The 19,659-nt window shown below is 67.9% G+C and carries 19 protein-coding genes; 16 read left to right on the top strand and 3 right to left on the bottom strand.

The annotated features are described in order from the left end of the window. Nucleotides 1-63: 63 nt before the first annotated feature. On the bottom strand, nt 64-1,620 hold the full coding sequence (locus AC0IYS_RS12360; RefSeq protein WP_471705417.1) for a hypothetical protein: 1,557 nt from the start codon (nt 1,618-1,620) through the stop codon (nt 64-66). A gap of 67 nt (nt 1,621-1,687) precedes the next feature. Further along, nucleotides 1,688-2,179, bottom strand: coding sequence for an Lrp/AsnC ligand binding domain-containing protein (locus AC0IYS_RS12355; RefSeq protein ID WP_363506214.1), 492 nt, complete (start codon nt 2,177-2,179; stop codon nt 1,688-1,690). 100 nt (nt 2,180-2,279) lie between these two features. Here AC0IYS_RS12355 and AC0IYS_RS12350 point away from each other — a divergent pair, with 100 nt between their 5' ends. The 4 genes from AC0IYS_RS12350 (at nt 2,280) to AC0IYS_RS12335 (ending at nt 5,958) form a co-directional block, all read left to right on the top strand. Continuing rightward, a complete protein-coding gene (locus tag AC0IYS_RS12350; RefSeq protein ID WP_471705416.1) occupies nt 2,280-3,563 on the top strand; it encodes a D-amino acid dehydrogenase in 1,284 nt (427 codons plus the stop codon). A 244-nt stretch (nt 3,564-3,807) separates the two neighbouring features. Further along, nucleotides 3,808-4,647, top strand: a complete 840-nt coding sequence (locus AC0IYS_RS12345; protein ID WP_471705415.1) for an HDOD domain-containing protein — start codon at nt 3,808-3,810, stop codon at nt 4,645-4,647. A gap of 58 nt (nt 4,648-4,705) precedes the next feature. Next, nucleotides 4,706-5,731 (top strand): transporter, encoded by a 1,026-nt coding sequence (locus AC0IYS_RS12340; RefSeq protein ID WP_471705414.1) that lies wholly within the window; start codon nt 4,706-4,708, stop codon nt 5,729-5,731. A gap of 38 nt (nt 5,732-5,769) precedes the next feature. After that, on the top strand, nt 5,770-5,958 hold the full coding sequence (locus AC0IYS_RS12335) for a hypothetical protein (RefSeq protein ID WP_471705413.1): 189 nt from the start codon (nt 5,770-5,772) through the stop codon (nt 5,956-5,958). Here AC0IYS_RS12335 and AC0IYS_RS12330 read toward each other — a convergent pair. Further along, nucleotides 5,906-6,430, bottom strand: a complete 525-nt coding sequence (locus AC0IYS_RS12330) for a hypothetical protein (RefSeq protein ID WP_471705412.1) — start codon at nt 6,428-6,430, stop codon at nt 5,906-5,908. The genes AC0IYS_RS12335 and AC0IYS_RS12330 overlap by 53 nt on opposite strands. A gap of 132 nt (nt 6,431-6,562) precedes the next feature. On the opposite strand from AC0IYS_RS12330, the gene AC0IYS_RS12325 reads away from it, so the two are divergent. The 12 genes from AC0IYS_RS12325 to AC0IYS_RS12270 all read left to right on the top strand — a co-directional run bounded on the left by AC0IYS_RS12325 (nt 6,563) and on the right by AC0IYS_RS12270 (nt 19,641). After that, the gene (locus tag AC0IYS_RS12325; RefSeq protein ID WP_471705411.1) at nt 6,563-7,789 is read left to right on the top strand and encodes an MFS transporter; all 1,227 of its coding nucleotides are present in this window, start codon (nt 6,563-6,565) and stop codon (nt 7,787-7,789) included. After that, a complete protein-coding gene (locus AC0IYS_RS12320) occupies nt 7,786-8,406 on the top strand; it encodes a helix-turn-helix transcriptional regulator (protein ID WP_471705410.1) in 621 nt (206 codons plus the stop codon). The genes AC0IYS_RS12325 and AC0IYS_RS12320 overlap by 4 nt, the downstream gene beginning before the upstream one ends. 208 nt (nt 8,407-8,614) lie before the next feature. After that, nucleotides 8,615-10,615, top strand: a complete 2,001-nt coding sequence (locus AC0IYS_RS12315; RefSeq protein WP_471705409.1) for a polysaccharide biosynthesis protein — start codon at nt 8,615-8,617, stop codon at nt 10,613-10,615. Nucleotides 10,616-10,680: 65 nt separating this feature from the next. Then, the gene (locus tag AC0IYS_RS12310; RefSeq protein WP_471705408.1) at nt 10,681-11,742 is read left to right on the top strand and encodes a Gfo/Idh/MocA family protein; all 1,062 of its coding nucleotides are present in this window, start codon (nt 10,681-10,683) and stop codon (nt 11,740-11,742) included. Nucleotides 11,743-11,780: 38 nt separating this feature from the next. Continuing rightward, on the top strand, nt 11,781-12,365 hold the full coding sequence (locus AC0IYS_RS12305; protein ID WP_471708852.1) for an acyltransferase: 585 nt from the start codon (nt 11,781-11,783) through the stop codon (nt 12,363-12,365). Between the two features lie 45 nt (nt 12,366-12,410). Beyond that, nucleotides 12,411-13,499 (top strand): DegT/DnrJ/EryC1/StrS family aminotransferase, encoded by a 1,089-nt coding sequence (locus AC0IYS_RS12300; RefSeq protein ID WP_471705407.1) that lies wholly within the window; start codon nt 12,411-12,413, stop codon nt 13,497-13,499. Nucleotides 13,500-13,508: 9 nt separating this feature from the next. After that, on the top strand, nt 13,509-14,906 hold the full coding sequence (locus AC0IYS_RS12295; RefSeq protein WP_471705406.1) for a lipopolysaccharide biosynthesis protein: 1,398 nt from the start codon (nt 13,509-13,511) through the stop codon (nt 14,904-14,906). Then, nucleotides 14,893-16,089 carry a hypothetical protein gene (locus AC0IYS_RS12290; protein WP_471705405.1) on the top strand — a complete coding sequence of 399 codons (1,197 nt, stop codon included), beginning with the start codon at nt 14,893-14,895 and terminating at the stop codon, nt 16,087-16,089. The genes AC0IYS_RS12295 and AC0IYS_RS12290 overlap by 14 nt, the downstream gene beginning before the upstream one ends. A gap of 41 nt (nt 16,090-16,130) precedes the next feature. Further along, nucleotides 16,131-16,841, top strand: a complete 711-nt coding sequence (locus AC0IYS_RS12285) for a hypothetical protein (protein WP_471705404.1) — start codon at nt 16,131-16,133, stop codon at nt 16,839-16,841. A gap of 7 nt (nt 16,842-16,848) precedes the next feature. After that, entirely contained in the window at nt 16,849-17,556 is a 708-nt protein-coding gene (locus tag AC0IYS_RS12280; RefSeq protein WP_471705403.1) for a hypothetical protein, read from the top strand. A gap of 5 nt (nt 17,557-17,561) precedes the next feature. After that, a complete protein-coding gene (locus AC0IYS_RS12275; protein WP_471705402.1) occupies nt 17,562-18,341 on the top strand; it encodes a hypothetical protein in 780 nt (259 codons plus the stop codon). A 58-nt stretch (nt 18,342-18,399) separates the two neighbouring features. Next, nucleotides 18,400-19,641 carry a glycosyltransferase family 4 protein gene (locus tag AC0IYS_RS12270; RefSeq protein ID WP_471705401.1) on the top strand — a complete coding sequence of 414 codons (1,242 nt, stop codon included), beginning with the start codon at nt 18,400-18,402 and terminating at the stop codon, nt 19,639-19,641. The last annotated feature ends 18 nt before the right edge of the window (nt 19,642-19,659 follow it).

Below are 19,659 nucleotides of genomic sequence, written 5' to 3'. Positions count from 1 at the left end.
CGTTCGCCAACGTACATACGTTTTTGCAAGTTTGGCTTCGAAGCAAGCCGGCTCGGCGGCCGCTCAGCGCAACTCGGCATCGAGCTGGCGGATCGCCGTCTGCGCCTGCGTAATCACGCGGTCGGCGATGCGCTGGCGCATGCCGGGCACGCGCGCGGCGGCCTCCGCCTCCAGCAACAGCGGCGTGAGCAATTGCAGCGCGGAGTCGTGGAAACCCTGCGCGACCAGGGTCAGCTGGTCGTTGAACGATTGCTCGGCCGCCTGCAACTGCTTGCGCAATTCCTGCTCGAACGCGGCGCGCTTGTCGCGGATTTCCGTGCGCTTGCGCTTGCCGCCATCGGTGAACCATTTAAAGGCCCCCGCCAGCAGCACCGCGCCGCCGACGAACGGGGCCGCCGGCGCCACCACCGGCAACACCACCGCCGCGCCGATCAGGTAGGCGGCCGTGCCGGTGCCGGCCGCGACCACCGCCCCGCTCATCAAGGTGACATTGGCGGCCGTGTCGACCTTGTTGACCAGGCGCGTGCCGATGCGCAGGCGCGGCATCAGCTTGGCCAAGGTCGAATGGTGCTGCCGCTGGAACACCGACGACTGGTTGAGCCGCATTGCCGACTGGAACAGGCGCAAGTCCTCCTGCAGCAAGTGCAGCGACTGCTCCTTGCGGCGCACGATGCGGTCCAGGCGCCGCTCCATCTCCTGCCCGAACTGCTGGCGGCCGATGCTGGCCCAGACCTCCTCCTCTTTCCATTTGTCGGTGTTGAGGCGGTCGCCGATGGCCAGCTCGATGGCGTTGCCGGCGTCATGGACGGCGTCGTCGATCTCCTCGGCCAGCAGCCGGCGCTCATGGGCGATGCGCTGGTCGACCAGGGTCAGACGTTGCAGCACCTGGCTTTTCAGATCGTTGGCCGCGCTCACCAGGGTGGCGGCCGTGGCCTCGCCCATCGACAGCAGCCGCGCCTGGTCCAGATAGGCGCTGATGTCGCTGGTGATCGACGCGGTGGTGCTGACCACCAGCTGCCGCAACTGGTCGTGGTCGATATCGCCCGACTGGAAATTGCGCGCGTGCTCGACCAGTTCCGGCTGGCCGGCGTTGCGGCCGAACTCGGCGACGGTGTCGGCCAGCGAGCGCCCGCGCACCAGGCGCCGCGCCTGCTCGCCGAGGTTGGCGAGGATGCCGCGCTGCTCGGTCACCGGCAATTTATTCAAGTCGTCCGGCGACAGGCGCACCGCCAGCGCCTTGGCCAGCCGTTGCGCCAGCAGGCGGGCGTCGCCGCCGTGCAGGGCCAACAGCGGAATCGTCATGGCCAGCGCGTTCTCACGGGCGGCCTGGTCGATGCCGGCGCAGCTGCGCGCCAGCGCGTTGAAGGCCCAGTCGACGTCGATGCCCGACTCGATGGCGTTGAGCACCAGCGCCGTGAACACGGCCGAGGATTTGCCGTCGCCGGCGATGTCGGTGACGGCGGCGAACTGCGCCAGCGTGAGGCTGCCTTCGTTGCCGGCGATGGCGCCGACCGCGCGCGCGTAGGCCGAGCTGAAGCTTTGGTCCGACGACAGATGCTCGTCCAGCGAGCGGACGCTCACGACGTGGGCGGTCGGTGGAGTACCGTGGTGACTATTCACACTTGCTCCGATTCATAAAATTACCTGGCCACGATTTTAACTGAAGCGCAGCCGCGACGCGTGCCGGTTACGGCGTCCCGGTCGCCAGGAAAAGGGTTTCCTTGATCTCCTCCATCACCACATAGCTCTTCGACTGCGCCGCGCCGGGCAAGCTGAGCAGCATATCGCCGAGCAGCTTGCGGTATTCCGCCATCTCATGGATGCGCGCCTTGATCAGGTAGTCGAAATCGCCCGACACCAGGTGGCACTCCTGCACCTCCGGGATGCGCAGCACCTCGCGCCGGAACTGTTCGAACACCGGGCCGGACTTCTGGTTCAGGGTGATCTCGACGAACACCAGCAGCTTGGCGCCCAGCGCCGGCGGATCGATGCGCGCGTGGTAGCCGGTGATGACGCCGTCGCGCTCCATGCGCTTGACCCGTTCGATGGCCGGCGTGATCGACAGCCCGACCTGCTCGCTCAAGTCCTTCATCGAGATGCGGCCGTCGCTTTGCAGGATGTGCAGGATCTTGCGGTCGAGCTTATCCAGGGCGCGGACCGATTCCTTTTGAATTCGCATGATAATCCACTAAATAATTTATTTTATATAGTAACAAATACTGGTGATACAAGCATACCATAGTGGAATATATGGTGAAATATAAATAATAGGGGTTCACATGCGCGTTGTCATTCTTGGTAGCGGTGTTATCGGCGTCACGAGCGCTTATTATTTGGCGCAGGCCGGCCACGACGTGACCGTGCTCGACCGTCAACCGGGCCCCGCGCTGGAAACCAGTTTCGCCAACGCCGGCCAGATCTCGCCCGGCTACGCCTCGCCATGGGCCGCGCCCGGCATCCCCCTCAAAGCCATGAAATGGATGCTGCAGCGCCACGCGCCGCTGTCCATCACGCCTGACGGCACCTTGTTCCAGCTGCAATGGATGTGGCAAATGCTGCAGAACTGCACCACCGAACGCTATGCCGTCAACAAGGAACGCATGGTGCGCCTGGCCGAATACAGCCGCGACTGCTTCAAAACCCTCCGTGCGGCCACCGGCATCGAGTACGAAGGGCGCCAGCAAGGCACCACGCAGCTGTTCCGCACCCAAAAGCAGCTCGACGACGCCGCCAAGGACATCGCCGTGCTCGAGGAAACCGGCGTCGCCTACGAACTGCTGGGCCGCGAACAGCTGGCGGGGGCCGAGCCGGGCCTGGACCAGAACAAGCTGGTCGGCGGCCTGCGCCTGCCCAACGACGAGACCGGCGACTGCCAGATGTTCACCACCGCGCTGACGGCAATGGCCGAAAAGCTTGGCGTCAAGTTCCGCTACGGCGTCGACATCACCGGCCTGATCGCGTCCGGCGACGACATCAAGGGCGTGCGCTGCGGCGCCGAAGTGGTGACCGCCGACTCGTACGTGGTCGCGCTCGGCTCCTATTCGACCAGCCTGCTCAAGAACCTGGTCAGCATCCCGGTCTATCCGCTCAAGGGCTATTCGATCACGGTGCCGATCGTGAACGCCGCCGCCGCGCCGGTGTCGACCATTCTCGACGAGACTTACAAGATCGCCGTGACCCGCTTCGACGACCGTATCCGCGTCGGCGGCATGGCCGAAATCGCCGGCTTCGACACCCGCCTCAACCCGCGCCGCCGCGAGACGCTGGAAATGGTGGTCAACGACCTGTTCCCTGGCGCCGGCGATACGACCAAGGCCAGCTTCTGGACCGGCTTGCGGCCAATGACGCCGGACGGCACGCCCATCGTCGGCCGCACCGCGCTGCGCAACCTGTTCATCAACACCGGCCACGGTACCTTGGGATGGACCATGTCGTGCGGTTCCGCGCAACTGCTGTCCGATATCATTTCGGCACGCCGGCCGGCGATCCTGGCCGACGATTTGTCGGTGGCGCGTTATAGCGGCGCCGTGGCGCCACGTCAGCCGCAGTTGGCCAGCGCTTAACGCCGGCGTCTCCCGCCTTTGCATGCGCTCTTCGCGGCGCATGCATGGCCGATTACGCGCTGCGCGCTAATCAGCCCTACGTGTCTCCCAGATTTTCAGCGTACCTGTTCATGGCCGTATCCGTGGTCGATACGACCACGGATTCATTTGCCACTGTCGCATCCCCGCCTCTATCGCAGCCGTAACCCACAACATCGTCATCATGGCGTTGAGAATGGGGCGTAGCGTGCGTATAATTTTAATCATGAATAAACTTGAAGCATTCGGCCATATTGCGGCCTTGGCCATCCGTGGCGAACTGGTGTTCCCCACCAGCGTAAACGCGGCGCTCCGCGTTCAATTGGCACTGGACGATCCGGAATGCCCGGTCGATAAGGCGATCGGCCTGGTATTGGCCGAGCCGCTGCTGGCCGCCCGCACCGTCGCCATCGCCAACTCGGCCATGTTCAACCGCTCCGGCGCGCCGGTGATTACCAACGTGCGCGGCGCCATCATGCGCATCGGTTACCAGAACCTGTTCGCGCTGGCCGCCGCGATGGTGGTGCGCCAGTTCGGCAGTAAGATCACCGACCCGAAACTGCGCGCCAAGGCCGAGGCGCTGTGGGACCACACCATCGCCGTCTCCGCGCTGGCGCGCCTGATCGCGCGCCACGTCACCGGCGTCAACGAGGACACCGCGCTGTTCGCCGGCATCGTCCACGAGGTGGGCGGCTTCTACCTGCTGTCGCGCGCCGACGAGTTCCCCGGCCTGCTCGAGGAAGACCCGGAGAACTGGCACTCGGCCAGCGAGGAAATCATCACGCGCGAAGTGATGCGCAAGCTGTGCATCCCGGAACCGGTGGCCGACGCCATCGAAGGCCTGCGCGACAGCTTCATGTCGATCCCGCCGGACTCGCTGCTCGACACGCTGCTGCTGGCCAACCATCTGACGCCGGTGCGTTCGCCGCTGCAGGAGCCGCAGCGCGAGCTGCCGCCGCACTCCGACTCGGCGATCGACCTGTTCATCGACGAGGACAAGCTGGCGCTGATGCTGAAGGAAGCGGCCAACGACGCCGCCGAAATGAACGCCGCGCTGCTGGTCTGAGCGCCACCGGGCCGGCGTGGCGCAGTCGCGCGCCCGGCCCTCCCCATGGAGATGATGCATGCAGACTGCCCCCCTGTCCTACGGGTCGGACCAATCCGGCCTGGTCTGCGGCTATGTGTTCGGCCGCGAGGCCGACGGCACGGGCCGGCCGCTGGACACCGAAGAAGCGCGCGTCTGGCTGAAGAACCGCGCCCACCATCCGACCGAATTCATCTGGCTGCACTACAACCTGGCCAACACCGCCAGCGAGAAATGGCTGCACGAGCACACCGCGCTGCCCGAGGAATTCTATGAAAGCCTGCATGAAGGCCCGCGCTCGACCCGCATCGAACTGGCCGACAACATCCTGATCGCCGTCGTCAACGACGTGCTGCACGACTTCACGTTCGAACCGTCCGACATCTCGACCTTGTGGCTGAGCGTCGACAAGCAGGTCGTCATCAGCGCGCGGCGCAAGCCGCTCAAGGCGGTCGACGTGCTGCGCAACGCGGTGCGCGGCGGCGAGCCGATCCGTTCGTCGGTCGAGCTGCTGATCCACCTGCTGCGCGACCAGGCCGACGCCCTGATCAAGATCGTGCGCGACGCCATCGCCACCGTCGACGGCATCGAGGACAACCTGCTGGCGGGCAAGCTCAACACCAAGCGCGCCAGCCTGGGCCACCTGCGGCGCGTGCTGGTGCGCCTGCAGCGCCTGCTGGCGCCGGAGCCGGCCGCGCTGTTCCGGCTGCTGCAAAGGCCGCCGTCGTGGGTGGCCGAGATCGACGCCCAGGAGCTGCGCCAGTCGACCGAGGAATTCTCGATGGTGCTGGCCGACATGGCCTCGCTGCAGGAACGCATCAAGCTGATCCAGGAAGAGATCGCCGCGCTGGTCAACGAGGGCAACAACCACAGCCTGTTCGTGCTGACGGTGGTCACGGTGCTCGCGTTGCCGATCAACATCATCGCCGGCCTGTTCGGCATGAACGTCGGCGGCATCCCGCTGGCCGACGCCCCGCACGGCTTCTGGGTGGTGGTGGCGATCGTCGCCACCTTCACCGTCATCGCCGGCTTCCTGGCGTTCCGCCGCCAGCGCGAGATGGGCTAAGGAGGCTCGTCTCGTCGCGGGCGACGGTGGTGGCCGATGTGCCGCCCTACACGGTGGTCGGCGGCAATCCGGCGCGGGTAATCAAGGAACGCTTCCCGGCCGGCGTGGCGGCGGCGCTGCAAGCCATCGCGTGGTGGGACTGGCCGGTCGCGCACATCACCGAGCACCTGGCGCTCATCGCCGGCGGCGACGTGGCGGCACTGGAGCGGGCTCGGCCGCGCCCCTGAGAACATACAGGCGGCGCGCGCCGAAGGCCGTGAACACCAGGCCCAGCACCAGCGCGATCAGGTTGTCGCGGCGATGGGCGGCGCGCACGTCGTCGAAGGTCGTGACGTCCTTGCCGCCGACCGCGACGCCGAAGGTGGTATAGAAAAAGCCGGGCAGGAAACCGGGACGCGTGGTCTGGCGCGGATCGAATTTGATGGTGACCGGATACAGCATGGTGGCATCGCGCACGGCGGCGCGCATGCGGCCGTCGCTGTCGCCCTTTTCCAGCAGCGCGAACTGGCGCGCGTCGCCGGCCACCGTGTAGTACAGCGCGCCCATGCTGGTGTAGCTCCACGTCACGCGGCCGGTCAGGGCCTCGAGCCGGTCCGACGCCGGAAAGCGCCACTCCAGCGCGCCGAAAACCAGCATCAGGCCGATCCCGAGCAGCAGAAAAAAATAGCCGCCTCGGCGGTCCTGGTACCACTTTCTCATGATGCGTCGGTCTGGTTGCGATGACCGCCATCATACATGCCCCCTCCCGCGCCGATGAATTAATAAACATTTTCGTTTACTTAATGGCTGAGAGCGCTTACAGTATCGGTACTGCAAACCGACCGACACCCCATGAAATCACCGCTACTGATAAGCGCCGCCTGCCTGCTGGCCCTGCTCTCAACCATCGGCGCCGCGCTGCCCTACCCGATCCTGCCGCCGCTGTTCGCCGCCGGCGTCACAAACGATCTAAACAGTTTCCTCGGCTTGCCGCCCAAGCTGCTGTTCGGCCTGGCGCTGATGATCAACCCGCTCGGCCTGCTGATCGGTTCCGCCCTGCTCGGCCCGATGTCCGACCGCTACGGCCGCCGCCCGGTGCTGCTGGTCACCTTGTACGGCGCCGCCCTCGGCCACGCCATCACCGCCCTGGCGCTGCTGTTCGAATCGTATCCGCTGTTCATCGCCGCCCGCTTCTTTACCGGTCTGCTCGAAGGCAACGGCTCGGTCGCGCGCGCCATGCTGGCCGACCGCCTCGAAGGCGACCTGCGCCGCAAAGCGCTGTCGTGGCTTAACGGCGCCTTCTACATGGGCTGGCTGGCCGGTCCACTGCTGGCCGGCTTCACCCTGGTGTGGGGCATCACGGTGCCGTTCTGGATCGCCGTCGCGCTGCTGCTGATGACGGCCGTGCTGGTGGCCATCGCGCTACCGTCCGAAGCGCCGTCGGACGCCACCACCTCATGGTGGCAGGTGGCGCGCGACCGCCACGCGCTCAATCTGCTGCGCGAACCGGACCTGCGCAACCTGTTCATCGTGACGCTGGCGTACACCAGCGGCGTGACGGCCTTCTACGAGTTTTATCCGCTGTGGCTGGTGGAAGTGCCCGGCTACGGCTCGCAAGGCATCGCCTGGACCACGGCCGCCATGTGCGCCGTCATGACCGCCACCACCATCTTCGCCGGCCGCCCGTTCACAGGCGAGCCGCTGCTGCGGGCGCGCCGCTTCGCCTTCGTCACGGCCGGCTTGATCGCCCTGCTTGCCGCCAGCAACGCCAAGCTCGGCATCGCGGCCATCATCCTGTTCGGCATCCCGCACTCGTTCTACAACGGCATCGTGCCCACCTGGTGCGCGGAACGCTTCGGCGCCCACGGACAAGGCGCGGTGATGGGATTGATCTCGACCACGTTCTGCCTGGCCAACATCCTGATGGCGCTGATCGGCGCGGTGCTGACCCTGATCGACACGCGACTGATCCTGCTGCTGGGCGCGGCGTTGACGACCTGGTCGGCGTGGCGCATGGGCGGCTGGCACGCCAGCATGCGCGGCAAGGACAACGACAACCTCGAAGAGGCGCTGCCGTGAACACCGCCGAACAAACCCTCTTCCTGATCAAGACGCGCGGTCCGCAAACCGCGCAGCAGCTGGCGGCCTTGCTGGACCTGACGTCGATGGGCGCGCGCAGGCAGCTCGAGGCGTGGCGGGAAAAAGGCATGCTGACGTACGAGGAAGTGGCCGACAAGCGCGGCCGTCCTTCGCGCCGCTGGCTGCTGACCGAGGCCGGCCACGCGCGCTTTCCCGACCGGCACGCCGACCTGACGGTGCAGCTGATCGACCAGGTGCGCGGCCTGTTCGGCGACGCCGGCCTCGACAAACTGATCGCCGCGCGCGAGGCCGTCAGCGAGCAGCAGTACCGTGTGCATCTGCGCAACGCCAACGCGCTGCCCGAGCGCGTGGCCGCGCTGGTGCAGGCGCGCAGCAGCGAAGGCTATATGGCCGAAGTCGAAACGCGCGGCGACGGCAGCCTGCTGCTGGTCGAGAACCACTGTCCGATCTGCGCGGCCGCGCGCCAGTGCCAGCAGTTCTGCCGTTCGGAGCTGGACCTGTTCCAGCGCGTGCTCGGTCCCGATTGCTCGGTCGGCCGCGTCGAACACATGCTCAACGGCGCGCGCCGCTGCGTGTACGTGATCAAGCCCATTTAAAAGTACTCCTTATGCCATAAGGTTTAAATCATTTCCAAAGAAAATTAAGTGGAATAGGAAATGTAGAAGTCAAGCACGGCCGCCGGGGTACGCTCGGCCGTTTGATCGCAGTCAAGCCGCAATATGCTGGTCAGAAGACAATCAGTGCATGCCACGCGCCATTGCGTTGGCAACCACAATGATTGCTTCGTCGAAGGTATTGCGCACCATGCTCTATTTCACTGACAGCCTTGCCCCGCTTGCCCGCGTCCTCAGCGAGAAATTGATCGCCATCAGCCGCGCCGGCAAGAGCCTATTGATGTTCGGCGCCGACTGCCTGGCGCTGCCGCTGTGCCTGCAACTGGCGCTGCTGGCCGGCGCCGGCGCCTATGCCAGCGCGTCGCCGGCGCTCACGCTGCTGCTGACGGCGATGTCGATCGCCGCGCTGGCCATGAGCGACCTGTATTCGGCGGTGGTGCGCTATCTGGACCAGCGCATGCTGACCATCGCCGGACTCGGCCTGGGCGGCGCGGTGCTGGCGGTGTCGGCGTTGACCATGGACCGCGACGACCAGCCGCTGCCGTCCGGCGCGCTGTTCAATTACTGGTTGATCGCGATGTCGTACCTGGTCGCCTCGCGCGTGGCGGTGCGCGCCTTCCTGCGGCGCCATACCCGCGCGCCGGCGGAGGCGCGCGAACCGGTGGCCATCTATGGCGCCGGCGACACCGGTGCCCGGCTGGCGCAGGCGATGCGCGGCGACAGCCGTTACTGCCCGGTATGTTTCATCGACGAGAAGTGCGGCGGCGAACAGCGCACCGTCGGCGGCCTGCGCGTGTTCCCGCCCGAGCGGCTCGGCGAAGTCATCGCCGCCTCGTCGATCCGGCTGATCGTCGTCGCGCTGCCGGCCACCTCCGGCGAGCGGCTCGGCGCGGTGCTGCGCATGCTGCGCACCTCGGGCGTCAGCATCAAGTTCCTGCACGGTCTGCTCGACCTGGCCGACCATGCGCTGCGCCGGCAGCCGTTGCCGCGCGGTCCCGTGCCGGACTTTCCGCTCGAACAATTGCTGGGCCGCCCGCCGGTGCAGCCCGACAGCGCGCTGTTCAGCCGCTGCGTGCGCGGCAAGAGCGTGCTGGTGACCGGCGCCGGCGGCTCCATCGGCAGCGAGTTGTGCCGCCAGGTCGCCGGCCTCGGACCGCGCCGCCTGCACCTGCTCGACCATTCCGAATACGCGCTGTATACGATACGCCAGGAACTGCAGGCCAACTGGCCGCAACTGGCTGTGCGCGCCCATCTGGGCTCGGTGTGCAACGAACAGCTGCTCGAACGGGTGATGCAGGAGGACAGCATCGACACCATCTACCACGCCGCCGCCTACAAGCACGTGACGATGGTCGAAACCAACCTGGTCGAAGGCTTGCGCAACAATGTCGTCGGCGCGCGCGCGGTCGCCAACATCGCCGCCAAGTACCTGGTCGAGACCTGCGTGCTGGTGTCGAGCGACAAGGCGGTGCGCCCCAGCACCATCATGGGCGCCAGCAAGCGCCTGTCCGAGCTGGTGTTCCAGGCCGCCGCGCAGACGGCGTCGCGCGGCGACAGCACCACCACCTTCAGCATGGTCCGCTTCGGTAACGTGCTGGGCTCGTCCGGCTCGGTGGTGCCGCTGTTCCGCCGCCAGTTGCAGCAAGGCGGGCCGCTGACCATCACCGACGCCGCCATGGAACGCTATTTCATGCTGATCCCCGAGGCGGCGCAGCTGGTGATCCAGGCCGGCGCGATGGCCGAGGGCGGCGAGGTGTTCGTGCTCGACATGGGCCAGCCGATCCGCATCGTCGACCTGGCCCGCAGCATGATCGCGCTGGCCGGCCTGACCGAGAAGACCGCCCAGCATCCGCAGGGCGACATCGAGATCAGCTACGTCGGCCTGTTCCCCGGCGAAAAGCTGCAGGAGGAACTGCTGACCGCCGACGGCGCCGAGCCGAGCCGTCATCCGCGCATCCTGCGCATGAAGGAGCAGGCGCTGCCGCCGGCCGTGCTGGACCAGTACATCGAGCTGCTGCTGATCACCTGCGACACCAACGACCGCTGGCTGATCGAGGCCATGCTCAAAACCATCATGGACGAGTTCACGCCGCAAACCGGCGCCCGGGCCGGCGACGGCGAAGCGGCGCTGCGCGCGATCGCGCAGCTGAGCATGGCGCCGCCGGCGCCGGTGCAGGCCCAGGCGTCCTGACGGCGCGCCGGGCGCAGGAACCCTGCGCCGGCCGCGCTTCCCCCTCAATTAAAAGGAGCACTCCCATGCGCCAGTTCACCCCCGCCGTCGTCGGCCGAAAAATGCGCTTCGCGCTGGTCGGCTGCGGCCGCATCGCGCAAAACCATTTTGCCGCGCTGGCCCAGCACGCCGAGCGCTGCCAGCTGGTCGCCGTCTGCGACATCGACCCGGCCGCGCTGTCGCGCGCCGCCGCCCAGACCGGCGCCACGCCGTATGCTCGCCTGGACCAGATGCTGGCCAGGAGCGAGGTCGACGCCGTCATCATCACCACGCCGTCCGGCCTGCATCCCGAACAGGCGGTGCACATCGCCGCCGCCGGGCGCCACGTGGTCACCGAAAAACCGATGGCCACGCGCTGGGAGGACGCCAAGCGCATGGTCAGCGCCTGCGACGCGGCCGGCGTGCGCATGTTCGTCGTCAAGCAGAACCGCCGCAACGCCACCTTGCAACTGCTCAAAAGCGCGGTCGACAAAAAACGCTTCGGCCGCATCTACATGGTCAACCTGAACGTGTTCTGGACCCGGCCGCAAAGCTACTACAACAGCGCCGCCTGGCGCGGCACCTGGGAGTTCGACGGCGGCGCCTTCATGAACCAGGCCAGCCACTACGTCGACCTGCTCGACTGGATCGTCGGCCCGGTCGAAAGCCTGCAAGCGTACACCGCCACGCTGGCGCGCGACATCGAGGTCGAGGACACCGGCGTCATCAGCCTGCGCTGGCGCAACGGCGCGCTCGGCTCGATGAACGTGACGATGCTGGCCTACCCGCACAACCTCGAAGGCAGCATCACCATCCTTGGCGAGAAAGGCACGGCGCGCATCGGCGGCGTGGCCGTCAACGAGGTGCAGCAGTGGGACTTCGCCGAGCCGGACGAGGACGACGCCCGCGTGCGCGCGGCCAGCTACGCCACCACGTCGGTGTACGGCTTCGGCCATCCGCTGTACTACGACAACGTGATCAAGGTGCTGCGCGGCGAGGCCGAGCCGGAGACCGACGGCCGCGAGGGCCTGAAGTCGCTCGAGGTGCTGATCGCCGCCTACCGCTCGGCGCGCGACGGCCGCCGCGTGGCGCTGCCGCTGGATTATTAAGCCGGAGTACCGCTATGAACACGCCCACGGAGAACCACATGGATTTGACGGTACACCCCAGCGCCATCGTCGATGAGGGCGCCGTCATCGGCGCCGGCACGCGCGTCTGGCACTTCAGCCACGTCTGCGGCGGGGCCCGCATCGGCGCCGGCTGCTCGCTGGGCCAGAACGTCTACATCGGCAACGACGTGGTGATCGGCGACAACGTCAAAATCCAGAACAACGTCTCCGTGTACGACGCCGTCACCATCGAGGACGACGTCTTCTGCGGCCCCAGCATGGTGTTCACCAACGTCTACAACCCGCGCTCGGCGGTCGCCCGCAAGAGCGAGTACCGCGCCACCCTGGTGCGGCGCGGCGCCACCATCGGCGCCAACGCCACCGTGGTGTGCGGCGTGACGATCGGCGCGCACGCCTTCCTCGCCGCCGGCGCGGTCGCCAACCGCGACGTGCCCGATTTCGCGCTGATGGCGGGCGTGCCGGCGCGCCGGATCGGCTGGATCAGCCGGTATGGCGAGCGGCTCGACCTGCCGCTGGCCGGCGACGGCAGCGCCGCCTGTCCGCACAGCGGCGATTTGTATGTGCTGCGGGAAGGTGTCTGCGCGCTGATAGCGGACGCCTGATCGCTGGCGCCCATCCATTCCCCCAGCCTGGCCACGGAGCCCCCCATGGAATTCATCGATCTGAAAACGCAATATCAACTGCTGCGCGAAGACATCAACGACGCCATCCAGCGGGTGCTCGACCACGGCCAGTACATCATGGGGCCGGAGGTGGCGCAACTGGAGCAGAAACTGGCCGCGTTCAGCGGCGCGCGCCACTGCATCACCGTGTCCTCGGGCACGGAGGCGCTGGTGATCTCGCTCATGGCGCTGGGCATCCAGCCCGGCGACGAGGTCATCACCACGCCGTTCTCCTTCATCGCCACCGCCGAGGCCATCGTGCTGCTGGGCGCGCGGCCGGTGTTCGTCGATGTCGAGCGCGCCAGCGGCAACCTCGATCCGGCGCTGGTCGCCGCCCGCATCGGCCCGCGCACGCGCGCCATCATGCCGGTGTCGCTGTACGGCCAGCCGGCCGACATGGACGCCATCAACGACATCGCCCGCCGGCACGGCCTGGCCGTCATCGAGGACGCGGCGCAAAGCTTCGGCGCCAGCTATCGCGGCCTGCGCAGCTGCAACCTGTCGGCCATCGGCTGCACCAGCTTCTTCCCCAGCAAGCCGCTGGGATGCTACGGCGACGGCGGCGCCATCTTCACCAGCGACGACGAGCTGGCGCGGGCGATGCGCGAAATCCGCGTGCACGGCCAGTCGCAGCGCTACCGCCACACCCGCATCGGCGTCGGCGGCCGCATGGACACCCTGCAGTGCGCCATCGTGCTGGCCAAGCTGGGCGCATTCGACGACGAGCTGGCGCGGCGCCGCCGCGTGGCCGCCCTCTACGACCGGCTGTTCGCCGGCCGCATCGAAACGGCGGCGCCGGCGCCGGACCGCGACAGCGCCTACGCCCAGTACACGGTGGTGGTGGAGCGGCGCGCCGCGGTGCAGAGCGCGCTGGAGCTGGCCGGCATCCCCAGCGCCGTCCACTATCCGCTGCCGATCCACCTGCAGCCGGCCTACGCGCGCTTCGACGACGCCGCCTGCCCGGTGGCCGAACTGCTGGCCGAGCACGTGCTCAGCCTGCCCATGGGCCCCTACCTGGCCAGCGCCGACGCCGAAAAAGTGGCGGCCGTGGTGCTGGCCGCCACCGGCAACTAGGACCCCGCCATGTCCATGCCCATGCCCAAGCTGCCCGCGCTGCCGACGTTCTGGAAACACCTGCTCACCGTGACGAGCGGCTCGGTGGCCGCGCAGGCGCTGCCGATCCTGGCCGCGCCGCTGATCACGCGCCTGTGCACGCCGGCGGAGATGGGGGCGTTCAGCGTCTGGTTCGGGGTGGTCGCCATCGCGGCGGTGATCGCCACCTTGCGCATGGAAAACGCGATGATCTTCGACCAGCGCCGCCAGCGCCAGCACCTGTGCTTCAGCGTGGTGGCCTGGTCGGCGACCTGGCTGGCGCTGCTGATGACGGTGGCCGCCGCCTTGGTCAAGATGTCCTGCCTGACCAGCATGTCCTGGCTGGGCGCGCTGACCCTGGGCCTGGCGGCCTGGCTGACGGCGACGATGCAAACCACGCTCGCCTACGCCGCCTCGCACAACGCCTTCGCCCCGGCCGCCAAGGCCAGGATCGTCGCGGCGGGCGGCATCGCGCTGGCGCAGCTGGGCATCCTGAGCCTGGGCGCCGGCACCGACGCGCTGAAGGCCGGTCACCTGATCGGACTGGCGCTGGGCCTGCTGGCCGCGCGCATCCTGCTCACGCCGCCGCTGGGACGGCGCGCGGCCCGCGCCCCATCGGCGGACGCGTGGCGCCAGCGCCTGAACTGGCGCACCTGGCGCGACGGCCTGCGTGCCAGGGCGCTGGCGCTGTCGCAGCGGCTCTCGCGCCACGGCCTGTCGGCGCTGTTCCCATCGAAAACGCAGCGCGCCTTCCTGCGCACCCACCGCGCGCTGTGGAACTTCACCTTGCCGGCCAATCTGCTCAACACCGGCGTCGGCCAGTTGCCGCTGCTGATCATCGGCGCCCGCCACGGCGTGATGGCCGCCGGGCTGTTCGCGCTGACGCAGCGGGTGCTGGCCGCGCCGATCTCGCTGCTGGCGGCGTCGGTGCACGAAGTGTTCAAGCGCGAATCGGTGCGCCAGTACCAGGACACCGGCAATTGCCGTCCGGCTTATCTGCACGCGCTGCGCGTGTTGCTGCTGCTGGGCTGCGCGCCGTCGCTGATCCTGCTGGTGGCCTCGCCGGCGCTGTTCGCCTTCGCCTTCGGCGAGGCCTGGCGCGGCGCCGGCGAGCTGGCCCAGATCCTGGCGCCCCTGTACTTCCTCAATTTCCTGGCCAGTCCGCTGAGCTATGTGTTCTTCGTCGCCGGGCGCCAGAAGATCGAACTGGTGTGGCAGATCGCGCTGTTCATCATGACCGTGGCGGTGTTCGCCGCCCCGCTCACGCTCAAGCAAAACGTGCTGGCCTACGCCGTCGGCTACTCGCTGCTGTACCTGCTGTACCTGCGCATGTCCTACCGCTACAGCGTCAACCGCAACCCGGCCGGAGGCCTGCATGCTGCCCGCTGAGCGCCCCGGCGCCCCCACCGGCCTGCCCGGCCCCGCCTGCGCCGAGCTGGCCTTCTTCCTGCTGTTCCCCGGCTTTTTCGCCTATCAGACCTTGCTTGGGCTGGGCGTGATCCGCGCCTTCCTGGGCGGCTACTTCGCCATCGTCGCGCTGCTGATGTTTCCGCTGCTGCTGCTGTCCTACCTGCGCCGCCTGCACGCGCACGCCTACCGCCTGCACGGCGTCGACGCCGCCCTGTTCGGCTTCCTGGCCTATTTCGCGGCCGTGATGGCCTGCAACGCGGCCAGCGCCGACGCCGGCATCCTCGGCTCCCACGTGCTGGGCATCGTCTATATACTCAGCCTGTTCATCATCTTCAAGACGCTGGACTTCCAGGGCCGGCGCTTCCGGCTGACCCATTTGGCCGGCCTGGCCGCGATGTCGGCCGTGGTGTTCAGCTTCTCGGTCGATGGCGCGTTCTACCTGGCCGTGCTGGGCGCCGCCCGCGACCCCGACAGCGTCGCCACCTACCAGGGTTTCTCGCGCTCCTACCTGGTGCCGCTGGCCGTCATGCTGGCCTGCACCCGCCAGCGCCGCTTGCGCTGGGCGCTCTACGCGCTCGGGCTGCCGACCTTGTACATCAACACCGCCCGCAGCGAGTTCGGCGCGCTGCTGTTCCTGATCCCGCTGATCGAGTTCCATGCCTCGCGCCACCGCATGGCCATGGTGGCGGTCTTCCTGCTGCTGTTCCTGCTGCTCAAATTCAATCTGGACGCCATCATCGCCGCCGTGCCCGAAAACCGCACGCTGGAGCTGCTCGACCTGTCGCACTCATCCTCGGTCAGCGCGCGCCACCACTTGACCGGGCAGGCGCTGCGCAGCATCGACCTGCACCCCGTGCTGGGCGACTATGCCAGCTACCAGCCGGGCAACTACGCGCACAACATCCTGTCGGCCTGGGTCGACCTGGGCCTGTTCGGCTTCCTCGGGCTGCTGGCCTTGCTGACGTTTCCGCTGGCCCAGATGGCCGTGCACGGCTACCTGCTGGGCGGGCGCACCAGCCGCGACCAGCGTTTCGTCCTGGCCTGGTGCCTGCTCGGGGTCACCTTGCTGTTGCTGTGCATGTCGCACTATTTCAGCGACATGCTGATCGGCGCCGCGCTCGGCGCCTACGCCCGCTACCGCTCCGGAGGCCGTGATGCTTGAGATCGACCTGCCACGCGGGGCAACCATGCTGATTCAATTCCATGAACATCTCTGACCACATCGCGCGCCTGCGGGAAATGTCGCGCCTGGCCGCCGACATCGTCCGGCTGCCGCGCGCGCGGCTGCGCTTCGACACCGCCCTCAACCCCGAACTGGTGCGGCGCACCCACCGCCTGTTCACCCAGCCGCATCCGCGCTACCGGCTGGTGCGCAACAAATCGATCGGCGTCGCGCTGATCGACCTGCGCGCCTACGACAGCGGCGAGGCCTATCTGCACGCGCTGCGGCGGCGCGACTACGCCGGCTACCACAGCCGGCGCGCCCGCGAACGCGGCTACACGGTCGCCGAGATCGACCGCAACGATTATATCGACGACATCCACAGCATCAACACCTCGGCCGACGAGCGCCAGGGCCGGCCGATGGACCCGGCCTACGCCACCAGGACCGCGTGCTACGACCCGGTGGACGGCCTGTGCCACTACGGCGTGCTCGACAAGGATGGCCGGCTGGTGGCCTACGGCGATGTCGGCATCTATGGCGACTTCGCCGCCACCGACCGCCTGCTCGGCTACAAGAACAACGACGGCGTCATGTACCTGCTGCTGGCCGACATCGCCTGCCGCCTGATCGACGAGGGCCGCCTCAATTACCTGATGTACGACACCTACCTGGGCGCGCTGCCGGGGTTGCGCAACTTCAAGAAAAAACTGGGCTTCCAGCCCTACCGTATTCGTTACTCCATTTGCTGAGGACACCATGATGAACAAGCTCGCCAACCAATGCAAACTGATGCTCGACGTGGTCCGGCTGCCGGTCGCCAAGCTGTGCTTCGACACCAGCTTCCATCCGGACGACGTGCGGGAAACCCACCGCCGTTTCACCAGCCCCCACCCGAAATACAAGGTGTTCGGCTACAAGCAGCTGGGCGTGGCCCTGATCGACCTGCGCCGCCTGGCCGGAACGGCCGCCTGTGCCGACGGCATCACCGGTGTCAGCGGCGCGGCCACCTATGTCAGCAAGGCGCGCAGGCGCGGCTACTCGCTCGCCGAGATCGACCGCAACGACCATGTCGACGCCATCCACGACATCAACACCAGCCTCGACAGCCGGCAAGGCAGGCCGATGGACGCCAGCTACCGCGACAAGAAGGTCCACTACGAGACGCAAAGCCATTATCGCTACTTCGGCGTGTTCAACAAGGAGGGCAAGCTGATGGCCTACTGCAACATTGGACGCTACGGCAACTTCACCGCCTTCTCGCAACTGATCGGCTACCGCAACAACGACGGCGTCATGCACTTGCTGGTGACCGACATCGTCAGCCTGCTGCTGCGGGAGCTGCAGGCCGGCCACGGTCCGGAGTTTTTGATGTACGACACTTTCTTCGGCGCCCAGCCCGGCCTGCGGCAATTCAAGACCATGCTCGGCTTCACCCCCTACCGCGTCCGTTACAGCCTGCGCTGAACATCATGCGCACCGTAATCAATCGCCTCTACAGCGACTACCTGATGCCGTCGCGCCTGCCCCACTACGACGCGCTGCTGCAACACGCGCGCCAGGAGGGCTACCGGCAGACGTCGGTGCGCGCGTGGCTGGCGGCGCTGCGCGGCGGGCGCGCCGGCGGCGGCCGGGTGCTGGTGCACCGCCACGACATCGACACCGACCTGCCGACCGCGCGCCGCATGTTCGAGCTGGAACAAAAACACGGCGTACGCGCCAGCTACTATTTCCGCCTGTCGACCCTGGACTTCGGCCTGATGCGCGAGATCGAACGCTATGGCAGCGAGGCCAGCTACCACTACGAGGAGATCGCCACCTACGCCAAGCGGGCCCACCTGAAAGACCCGGCCCGGGTGCGCGCCCGCATGGACGAGATCCGCGCCCAGTTCGAGCGCAACTTCCGCCGCATCGAGGAACAGCTGGGCAGCAAGCTGCACACGGTCGCCAGCCACGGCGACTTCGCCAACCGTCGCCTGGGCATGATCAACCACGAACTGCTGGACGACGCCGCGCTGCGCGCGCGCTGCGGCATCGCCTGCGAAAGCTACGACCGCGAACTGCTGTCGAGCTTTGACCTGTACATCAGCGACCGCCCCTACCCGCAGTATTTCCATCCGATGCCGCCGCGCGCGGCGTTCGGCGCCTACCGCCGCATCTGCCTGCTGACCCATCCGGCCCAATGGCGCACCAACTGGGCCGCCAGCAGCGGCCACAACCTGCGGCGGCTGGTCGAGGCCTGGCGCTGGTGACGGCCGGCCGCGACCCGATCATCCATAGCGCAACAAGGCAACAACGAGGGCAACACCGATGAACATACTGCTGATTAACCACTACGCCGGTTCGGTGCGGCACGGCATGGAGTACCGGCCCTACTACTTGGCGCGCGAATGGGTGCGCGCCGGCCACCGGGTGCGCATCGTCGCCTCGTCGAATTCGCACCTGCGCGCGCTGGCGCCCGAGCTGAACGGGCGCCGCGTGCTCGACGAGACCATCGACGGCATCGACTACCGCTGGCACGCGACGCCGGCCTACCGCGGCAACGGCCTGGGGCGCGCCGCCAACATGGCCGCCTTCGTCGCCGCGCTGTACCGGGGCGCGCCGCGCCTGGCGCGCAACTTCCAGCCCGACCTGGTGATCGCCTCGAGCACCTACCCGGCCGATATCTGGCCGGCGCGCCGCATCGCCGCGCTGGCCGGCGCGCGCCTGGCGTTCGAGGTGCACGACCTGTGGCCGCTGTCGCCGGTGGAACTGGGCGGCATGCCGGCCTGGCACCCGTTCGTCGTGCTGATGCAGGCGGCCGAGGACTACGCCTACCGCCACGCCGACACCGTCATCTCGATCCTGCCCAAGGCCGGCGCCCACATGGCCGCGCGCGGCATGGCGCCGCACAAGCTGCACGTGGTGCCCAACGGCGTCGACCTCGACGAATGGGACCTGCCGCCGCTGCCGCTGCCGGCGCCGGCGGCGGCCCTGCTGGCCGAACTGCGCCGGCAGGGCCGCACGGTGGTCGGGTACGCCGGCAGCCACGGCCTGGCCAACGCGCTCGACACCCTGCTCGACGCCGCCGCGCTGCTGCAGGGCCGGCCGCTGGCGTTCGTGCTGGCCGGGGCCGGCCCCGACAAGCAGGCGCTGCAGCGCAAGGCCGCCGCCGCCGGGCTGCGCGACGTCCACTTCCTCGAGCCGCTGGCCAAGCGCCACATGCCGGCGCTGCTGCGCGGCTTCGACCTCGCCTACCTCGGCTGGCGGCGCCAGCCGCTGTACCGCTTCGGCATCTCCCCCAACAAGCTGGGCGACTACATGATGGCGGCCCGGCCCATCCTCCACGCGGTCGAGGCGGCCAACGATCCGGTGGCCGAGGCCGGGTGCGGCCTGAGCCTGGCGCCGGACGATCCGGCCGCGCTGGCCGCCGCCATCGCCCGCCTGGCCGCCATGCCGGCGGCGCGCCGCTACGAACTGGGCCAGCGCGGCGCCGGCTACGCCCGCGCCCACCTCAATTACGCGCTGCTGGCCGGCCGCTTCCTGGCCGCCTGCGCCGCGCCGCCGCCCTGACACGCCCACCAAGGAGAC

It is taken from the genome of Duganella sp. AC237, from assembly GCF_979254035.1.
This window is presented reverse-complemented; position numbering and strand designations above follow the sequence as displayed.

Coding starts and splice junctions, on each gene's coding strand:
- AC0IYS_RS12355 (WP_363506214.1), bottom strand. CDS start 2,179: ATGCGAATTCAAAAGGAATCGGTCCGCGCCCTGGATAAGCTCGACCGC.
- AC0IYS_RS12350 (WP_471705416.1), top strand. CDS start 2,280: ATGCGCGTTGTCATTCTTGGTAGCGGTGTTATCGGCGTCACGAGCGCT.
- AC0IYS_RS12345 (WP_471705415.1), top strand. CDS start 3,808: ATGAATAAACTTGAAGCATTCGGCCATATTGCGGCCTTGGCCATCCGT.
- AC0IYS_RS12340 (WP_471705414.1), top strand. CDS start 4,706: ATGCAGACTGCCCCCCTGTCCTACGGGTCGGACCAATCCGGCCTGGTC.
- AC0IYS_RS12330 (WP_471705412.1), bottom strand. CDS start 6,430: ATGAGAAAGTGGTACCAGGACCGCCGAGGCGGCTATTTTTTTCTGCTG.
- AC0IYS_RS12325 (WP_471705411.1), top strand. CDS start 6,563: ATGAAATCACCGCTACTGATAAGCGCCGCCTGCCTGCTGGCCCTGCTC.
- AC0IYS_RS12315 (WP_471705409.1), top strand. CDS start 8,615: ATGCTCTATTTCACTGACAGCCTTGCCCCGCTTGCCCGCGTCCTCAGC.
- AC0IYS_RS12310 (WP_471705408.1), top strand. CDS start 10,681: ATGCGCCAGTTCACCCCCGCCGTCGTCGGCCGAAAAATGCGCTTCGCG.
- AC0IYS_RS12305 (WP_471708852.1), top strand. CDS start 11,781: ATGGATTTGACGGTACACCCCAGCGCCATCGTCGATGAGGGCGCCGTC.
- AC0IYS_RS12300 (WP_471705407.1), top strand. CDS start 12,411: ATGGAATTCATCGATCTGAAAACGCAATATCAACTGCTGCGCGAAGAC.
- AC0IYS_RS12295 (WP_471705406.1), top strand. CDS start 13,509: ATGTCCATGCCCATGCCCAAGCTGCCCGCGCTGCCGACGTTCTGGAAA.
- AC0IYS_RS12290 (WP_471705405.1), top strand. CDS start 14,893: ATGCTGCCCGCTGAGCGCCCCGGCGCCCCCACCGGCCTGCCCGGCCCC.
- AC0IYS_RS12285 (WP_471705404.1), top strand. CDS start 16,131: ATGAACATCTCTGACCACATCGCGCGCCTGCGGGAAATGTCGCGCCTG.
- AC0IYS_RS12280 (WP_471705403.1), top strand. CDS start 16,849: ATGATGAACAAGCTCGCCAACCAATGCAAACTGATGCTCGACGTGGTC.
- AC0IYS_RS12275 (WP_471705402.1), top strand. CDS start 17,562: ATGCGCACCGTAATCAATCGCCTCTACAGCGACTACCTGATGCCGTCG.
- AC0IYS_RS12270 (WP_471705401.1), top strand. CDS start 18,400: ATGAACATACTGCTGATTAACCACTACGCCGGTTCGGTGCGGCACGGC.